The organism is Vibrio sp. Y2-5 (assembly GCF_014596725.1).
Classification (GTDB): Bacteria; Pseudomonadota; Gammaproteobacteria; order Enterobacterales; family Vibrionaceae; genus Vibrio.
The window spans coordinates 188,487-196,019 of sequence record NZ_JACVEG010000008.1 but is presented as its reverse complement, the minus strand read 5'-3'; the positions used below and the strand labels follow the sequence as shown (position 1 = coordinate 196,019).

The 7,533-nt window shown below is 39.0% G+C and carries 5 protein-coding genes; 1 reads left to right on the top strand and 4 read right to left on the bottom strand.

The annotated features are described in order from the left end of the window. Positions 1 to 261 precede the first annotated feature (261 nt). From HUO09_RS17905 to HUO09_RS17895, 3 genes are all read right to left on the bottom strand, one after another. Positions 262 to 1,401: a hypothetical protein gene (locus tag HUO09_RS17905; RefSeq protein ID WP_188234886.1), complete on the bottom strand. Its 1,140-nt coding sequence runs from the start codon at positions 1,399 to 1,401 to the stop codon at positions 262 to 264. Beyond that, positions 1,401 to 2,621: a ParA family protein gene (locus tag HUO09_RS17900; protein WP_188234885.1), complete on the bottom strand. Its 1,221-nt coding sequence runs from the start codon at positions 2,619 to 2,621 to the stop codon at positions 1,401 to 1,403. Before HUO09_RS17900 ends, HUO09_RS17905 begins: the two co-directional genes overlap by 1 nt. A gap of 214 nt (positions 2,622 to 2,835) precedes the next feature. Next, positions 2,836 to 4,527: a DUF6884 domain-containing protein gene (locus HUO09_RS17895; RefSeq protein ID WP_188234884.1), complete on the bottom strand. Its 1,692-nt coding sequence runs from the start codon at positions 4,525 to 4,527 to the stop codon at positions 2,836 to 2,838. Between the two features lie 280 nt (positions 4,528 to 4,807). Between HUO09_RS17895 and HUO09_RS17890 the strand changes: the two genes are divergently transcribed. Continuing rightward, the gene (locus HUO09_RS17890) at positions 4,808 to 5,719 is read left to right on the top strand and encodes a hypothetical protein (RefSeq protein WP_188234883.1); all 912 of its coding nucleotides are present in this window, start codon (positions 4,808 to 4,810) and stop codon (positions 5,717 to 5,719) included. Positions 5,720 to 5,900: 181 nt separating this feature from the next. Here the strand turns inward: HUO09_RS17890 and HUO09_RS17885 are convergent, their stop codons facing one another. Then, positions 5,901 to 7,490 carry a trypsin-like serine protease gene (locus HUO09_RS17885; RefSeq protein WP_188234882.1) on the bottom strand — a complete coding sequence of 530 codons (1,590 nt, stop codon included), beginning with the start codon at positions 7,488 to 7,490 and terminating at the stop codon, positions 5,901 to 5,903. Between the last annotated feature and the right edge of the window lie 43 nt (positions 7,491 to 7,533).

The following is a 7,533-nucleotide window of genomic DNA, read 5'->3' as shown; positions in this document are numbered from 1 at the left end:
CTTTTTGCCAAATTCCCCCTTCAATCCCTTGGTATATATAGTATCAATGCTTGCGACAGTTTTGGGACAAGTAAGGGGAAATGGGGAATCGTTGTGAACGACAACTATGTCTTTTTTCTTTAAAACACTCTGTGCCCATTGGTATATAAAGCATCCCTATTTGTGACTGATTTCATGTGCCTGAAAAAGATTAGGGTAGAGTAGGGGACTAACTGTTAATAAAAAAGCCCCCTTAAGGAGGCTTTAAATAGGAATTTAAGATTAGGATTCGAGTACTTGTTGTATTTTTTTCAGCTTCTCTTCGTCCTCAATGACACTTAGGAACTGCTTTACGGTCTCTGTTTGTGACTTAGTAAGGTATGAGAATTCAGCTCTAAATTTGCGTCCCGATTTGTGCTCACTAGTACGTATAAACTTAGTACGGGATGCTTGGTATTGATATGAAGGCTCACTCCAAGTTGGTGCATTAGGTTGTTTATTTTCAGCTGTATACTTGATCAAGTTAAACGTAGATTGATGTGAATTTTCTATGTCTTCACTATCGATGCTCTGCTCTTGTGCAACTTGCGAACTCTGAATTATGCTGCAGAACTCACTAATTGCATTTTCTACGTCATTACCGTCTTGTTTGGCTTTCGCCTTGATTTTCTTTTCTATTGAAGCAAGTTTTGTATAGTAATCGTTTGGAATACCATGAGGGTCAATGAACAAATTAATAAGTGCCGGGTCTATTAGGGCGGCAACTAATTTACGTTCTTCGGTCTTCCTTTTCTTCTCGGGTATCTTGAATTTATCGAAAACAGCTTCGTAAGTTCCAAGCTCTATATACGCCGCGACATATTTTTTTCCCATCTCACGACGAGAAGGTTTCCTAATTGCTTCTTGAACTTTAATTAGACCTAAAACTTCTTCTTTAGTAAGATTTGTATCCTCAATAACCCAGAGTGGTAAACCTGCTTGTGCATAAATTGCTGACATTCTTCTGCGAGAACAATCTATAGCAAGGAAAGTTAATTTGTCAGGGCCTAAGCACGCAAGACCTTCATTTTGAACTCCATACTCTTCTACGAAAGGCAGAATGTCCCACAGATTATCTCTTGTCAGTGTTTCTTGTTCTCGTGGGTTGTCAGGGTGTACTAGTACTTTTTCTTCGACATCCTTTGCTTCTACAAAGGTACGAAATGCTGCTACTTCACGACCTGTAACTAACTTATAGGTTTTTTTCTCGCCTGAAAACTGACGCTTAATCGCTTCTGTTTCAGTTTTTTCCTCAAGGGGAAAGCTTGATTCTTCAATTTGATTTCTTAATCTTGCAAATTTTAGCTTTTGAGTTGCAGGTAATCTTCCTGCATCGCTCAGAGCTTTTAATTGTTTATAGAGGTCAATGTCGTTTTGATCCATTAGTTACTACCTCGCTTTTTGTGGTGTGTCATCATTCCAGTAATTAGTTCGTTAGCCCATTTTTCGGCAGCTGATTTAGCTCGTTTAAAAGGTGCAGAGGAACCTGGGTAGTCTTTGGGCTTGATAGTAAATACTGTCCCTCCGTTTTCTGCACAACGTTCATAAACGTCTTCTTCGGGTAGGTCATTTTTAATCGTATTTTCGTGACCAAAGATTTCTGCCAAATCGATTGAAGCATTCTCATATACTTCTTTATCTTGCTGGTTTTCAGAATTACTGGATTTAGAAATGTAAGGCTTGACGAAATCAAGCTTACTTAAATCCATCCCATCTTCCACTAACTGCTTCATTACAATTGGAAGGCGGGACAAAAAGTTTAGCGTTGAATCAAAGTCATAAAAGGTTGTTGGAACTGGGATATACACACCATTTACCGCCCATAAGCAGTTCTTCATAACTTTGTCCATGTGCGGGCCTGCATCAAGTAGAATGAAGTCGTAATCAGTCTCGTACTTTTCAATGATGCGCTTTAATAGGAGCTCTTGATATTTGTAATTTCCGCGTGTTTCTGGCAAGTCTAAATCATCAGCATAAAAGCCATCACCAGTACTACAAGGGATAATGTCAATATTATGAGCAACGTTCTTTATGATCCCGTGTTGGTCAATTTCGGCTTTGTCCGCGTCATCACACATAAGGGCGATTGAAGTATAAGTCCCTTCGTTTATCGCATTTTCAGGCGCGTTATGTTGTGTTGATGTTGATTGAGGATCGAGGTCAACGATGAGAACACGAATATCCTTAAGCAAATAGCGTGGCATATGCACTAATGCTGTCGCTAGCATATTAGTACCCATTGATTTACCAACACCACCCTTGAGGTTCTGAATTTGAACTATGTATGCTTTACCATCAGTTTCTGCTCGGTATTTTTTTACACCAATGAAATCTGCAACTGCTATGCAATCATCTCTATTCAAGATGTAGCTATTGGCATGTGTGCGCTTAAACTCATACCCTTGTTCTGCCATTGTAATCATTTCTTTGGCTAAGGTATTTGCAGCAATAGGGCGGTCAGTATACTTCAATAATTTATATAGTTCAGACTGACTGTATGTGATTGGTGTAAGTTCGTCTTTTACGATTTGCTTCAATTTATGAAAGTTTTTGAGAACTTTCGTTGCACCAGTACCAATGTTGTCGATTGCGGAGAGTTCCATAAATAATGCATCCTGTTTCTATTGATGTACCCACTATAAATGAAAAAAATTAGAATTGAAGTGATTTTTCTCCTCAAAGGCACTTTTTCTCCTTAAAGGCGCTTTTTCTCCTTAAAGGAGGTTTTTTAACTTAGCTAGGTTTTTTCGGCTTAATTTTCCAACCTATAAAACTGTGACAAAACCTTCCATCTGTAGGTTTTTAAGGCCAGATTTGTTAAGTCAACTTCATTGTCATCTGATATGGCTGCCTATTGGGTTGGTCAAATAGAGCTTGAATCGCTCTGTACCGCTTTTCAAATGGGCTTAATTCTTCAATGGAGTCACTTATTAAAAATCGGAATTCCGCCCAATTTCTTTCTTTTAACTCTTCAAAAATGAGGTGGTCAATGCATGCCTGTGATGATATTTGCCATGCCATATACTTAGCTTCTTCTTCCTCATCTTCACTAAACATTGAGTGAAACTGTAGGGTAGGGTGGTTGTCCATGATTTTGTTGTATATATCCCACCAAGCAAACACATTTTCCTCTATGAGGTCATAAAAACTTTGAGTAACAAATGGTTCACTATCGGGTTTGATGAACTCCGTATGGAAGGAGTGGTTTGAATATTTCTCGTTTTTAGAAACTTGCGGTTTTAAAAATTCAAGAGAAATAACCTCAGCCATTTTTGATCCTTTTCTCAACCCTTTTTTGTTATAACCAAATATTGCTGGAGTTCTATTTGTATCCATTGTTACCTGAACTGAATGGAGTTTTGCAAGTAGAAGGCGAGGGTTTAATTTGTTCTTAGTGCTAACTTCACTCATTCCTAGAAAATGCACACGCCGAAAACATGGTTCTCCATTAGGTTTATTCATACTGAACAATGCATCGATATCTCTAGTTGATAAAGCAAGGTCAAGCCCTGGTTTTGTTAGACATGGGACGCCTAATACCAGTTCGGCATACTTAAGGTGTTTAAGTAATACTCTCGTGTTTTTACGAATATCTTCCGATCGATGTATAGGCAGGATTAGATTAGCTTTCCTTGATAATTTTATAATTTGTTTTTTATGCTGAACCACTATACGTTCAGCTTCAGCAGGGTCATCAACACTATCAGGAATAACGATATATAGATTTTTAGCAAGCTTACGAGGAAGTTTTTCAACTATCTTTTCGTATTGCGTAAATACCCAGTTTGAATCCATCTTAGTGTTACTGGTTAATTTACTGATTAAACCATTATCAAGGAAAAGCGCCCCAAATTTTAAGGAATCTAAAAGTTCCGCTAGTAAGTCTCGGTTCTTATTTAAGTTTGTATGTGCTAACGACGAGCCACCACAGCAACCAGCAGAAATGTACGCGGTTTCTGTTCTGTTAGATATCCCAGACCTAAAAACAGTAGGTAAGGATTGGGCAGGGCTCTTTACTGAGATACAGAGTTTTTTCAATCTCCCCAGTAGTTCACCGATACCTTCATGACCTTCGCAAATATAATGGCTTTTAAAGCTAGTCCAGAATGAGTCAAATTTAGTCCCGTGTAATAGCTTCTTAAAAACTCCCATGTAGTTGTTGGTCAGGAAGCAAAAAACTTCACGTTCAGCTTTGTTTGGAATGGCCTTAAGCAAGGAAATGGTAGTGCTTGAGTGTTTTTCACAGTATTGATTTATCGCGCTTTCATTCCTCTTTATTAGTTTGTACATAGGTTTGTCGTATGGTACTAGAATTGTATCCCCAGAGATTAAACCATGCCCACCACTAAGTATGAATACCTCGAAATATTCAAAAAAATTATCCCCTAAGTTCGAACGCAAGGTTTTGTAGATTGGGCCTTGATAAAGATTTGAAGCTTTTGCTGGAAAACTCACTTTTGAATCACTGCACCCGATAATTAAAACTGGTTTCGAACATGTTTCTAACATTGCAAATTCCATTAATTACGTTGAGGAATTCGATTTTATATCTTTCTTAATTTAGGCAATGTTGTACATGAGGATAGTGAACATTTTTGATTATCATCTTGAAGTCCATTCGTATACCCAGTTACTATATTGACAGAGCACCTGCAGAATGCTCGTTTAGCCGACCTTGGCGAAGACCCCTACGATAGTCATCTGTATACAATTCTTCTGAGTAACTATGTTTTTTCATAGCAGGTACTCGTGTAGTCGGCTCCGGTATCTGTTTTAAAGGAAAGGCATAATGAATACTTCTCACCTTAGATTCCCTAGCGGTCGTTCAGTTTCGCGTGTTAAGCAAGATGCAACCGCCCTAAAAAAACAACGGAACATATCTAAAACGGAAGCTCTTAACGAGTGTGCTGTAATTAACGGGATTAGCCTGCCTTGGGATAAGGCTGTTGAGTTATTGAAAGCTCATGAATTGGCTCAATCTCAGAGCATTACGATTTCTCTTCATAGTTTATTACCCGATGATCCTGAACCCGAATTGGCAGATTTCGTAAGGCCTGAGTTGTCTTTAACAGGGCAGCGTGGGGTGGGGTTAATTTATGGAAGAGCAGGGACTGGCAAATCTATTTTAGCCTCATCGATTATGGAGGAAGCTTTAAAGCAGGGGTTCAGCATAGATTATTTAGACGGATTTGGTTTCAGTTACTTTTTGGAAAAACAAATTAAGCATCCTGATGACATGGCTCTTAACGAATTAGCTCGGCTATCGCATGTTTACCCGGGGAAAATTACTTTAATCGACAATGAACGCAGAACTAATTTTAAGTTAAGAACCCTCCCAGAACCGAGTGCTCAAACTCTTTTAGTAATTGATGAGCTTAGTATTCAACTGGAGGGCGGGCTTTTGGGCACGTCTTCAGATGATGTCGATAAAAGATTCGCTAAATACATCCAAGACTATGTTGCTGAAGGAGGCTTGATTCTTTTAGTTGACCAGGATTCAAATTTATTTGAACGTTTGATCGTTAATGAAAAATCTATTGGTTTCGCTGCAGTTGCCGGAATGTGTTGGTCTTCTGATTTTACTCTAATCAAAAAGCCAACTGCTTTAGATAATCTTATCAATCGTATCGGAAGATATGCCTATCCGTTTGTGTGTGTGAACCCGAATGGGATGTCTATCGGTTCTCTTAGACGGTCTTAAGAATTTAGTCAGGCAAGTATTATAAATTCTTGGCCAAACCATGTTGAGTGGCGCGAATAAACATTCTTTGTAGTAATGCCAGTTATTAACGTACTAAAAGATAAAAGACCTCTGATTGCTCACGAGGTCTTTTATTGTATAAGGTTTGGTTTTCACCCGTTATTTGTAATAACCGTAATTATTACAAACACTTTTTCTGCTCTTTACGACGTAGAATCAATGCTCCTAGCAATCCGATTAACGCTAATGGCCCTGTAGAACCACCACCGCCACCGCCACCGCTACCGGAGGTGCTGCTGTCAGAACTTGAATCATCATTACCATCGATACTGGTGACATCATCTGAACCGTCACTAGCCCCTTTGTAAAGGTCGCCAGTGTATGAATCGACAAAGCTAACTACAGTATTTGTTGAGCCATTAACCTGAATCGTAAATTCTGAAGCATCGAACTCACTATCAAGTGTTACGCTTATTGTACATGACGCTAGGCTCTCCAAGAATGAATATGCGTCGCAGTCACTTGTATCCAGTATTACACCAGTTTCAGTAGTTGCGATATCCAAGGCTTGAGAAGATGCACTTAAATTTTGAACTTCAATATCGAACGATGTTACGTTGTCGCTATTTAAGAACTCCATTTTAGTAGGCACATTCAGCCCATCGATCTTTCCGAGAATAAATGACATTTGAGATTCAAGACTTTGATAGTTGCTTGATAATCCGAATGCTGTAGAGCTGGTTACTCCGTACATTGTATTATCAATCATCAAAGCAGTACCACTATCGCCAGATAGTGCATCATCCCCTTCCGCTTCCATGTAGGTGTTAATATCTACAGAAAGTTCAGGAAAGTATGAATGAAACGTACTATTAGATGTAAACGTATTGTATGCATCTTGAGTACAGTCATACTTATTTGAATCGTCAGTTGTATACGTACCATCACTTTCATTTACAATTTTGAAAGATACCCAGTAAGTACAAGATACATCCATTGGAAGCATTTTTACTGTCTGAGTTCCGTAGCGCATTTCTGAAGGTGTCGTATTATTCGCTGTTTTACCCCAACCGTAATAAGTGAACGTTTGATCAGTGTTCATGGTTTGAGTATTAGTCCAATCTACGATGCCAGCCATTGAAGAAGGAAAAACGGAAAAAAGTTGCTCAAAATCTGAGATTAAACCCAGTTTCAAGGTTGTTTTATACGCTATAGCATCATCAAGCTTGATTAACGCCAAATCAGAATCATCAATATCACTGAAATTTACGTCTACATTGTCATATGTGTACGCAGTTTCAACGAGTGAGCCATCTGACATATTACCTTCTAAAAAGATGGATGAAAGTGCAGCTTCAATACCAGAGTTGTTCCAAAGAGTTTCAATCACACTCAGGGCCTCTGTTTGTCCGCCCATAGTGTAAATTTGTCCGTCTCCGTCATAAACAAGTCGGGAATTACCGTCGTAATAACCCACATAACCGCCTACCCCTTGGTAAACTTTAATTGTTATGGTGTCACCGTCGGTAGCTAAATCATCACTTTTATCGCCACTTCCGTCTGCATCCCAAGATGAAGTACAGTGGCGAGCCGTTAAGATCCACTGACCTGCGATTAACTGCCCACCGCAAGAACCCTTATCCGTCACAATGTTTACAAAGTAATTCATTGCATCGTATTGGGATTCAGTTACAGCAGTACCGTTCTCCACAGCGTAAAGTGGTGCTGAAGATAGTGCTAGTAAACCAGCCAAAACGTGTTTTGTTTTCATAAATGCTCCTTGTTTAAAATTCTTTCGAAAACTCCCCCAATGG

Bases quoted from the DNA above. Each gene is read 5' to 3' on its own strand.
- HUO09_RS17905 (WP_188234886.1), bottom strand. From the start codon at position 1,401: ATGGATCAAAACGACATTGACCTCTATAAACAATTAAAAGCTCTGAGC.
- HUO09_RS17900 (WP_188234885.1), bottom strand. From the start codon at position 2,621: ATGGAACTCTCCGCAATCGACAACATTGGTACTGGTGCAACGAAAGTT.
- HUO09_RS17895 (WP_188234884.1), bottom strand. From the start codon at position 4,527: ATGTTAGAAACATGTTCGAAACCAGTTTTAATTATCGGGTGCAGTGAT.
- HUO09_RS17890 (WP_188234883.1), top strand. From the start codon at position 4,808: ATGAATACTTCTCACCTTAGATTCCCTAGCGGTCGTTCAGTTTCGCGT.
- HUO09_RS17885 (WP_188234882.1), bottom strand. From the start codon at position 7,490: ATGAAAACAAAACACGTTTTGGCTGGTTTACTAGCACTATCTTCAGCA.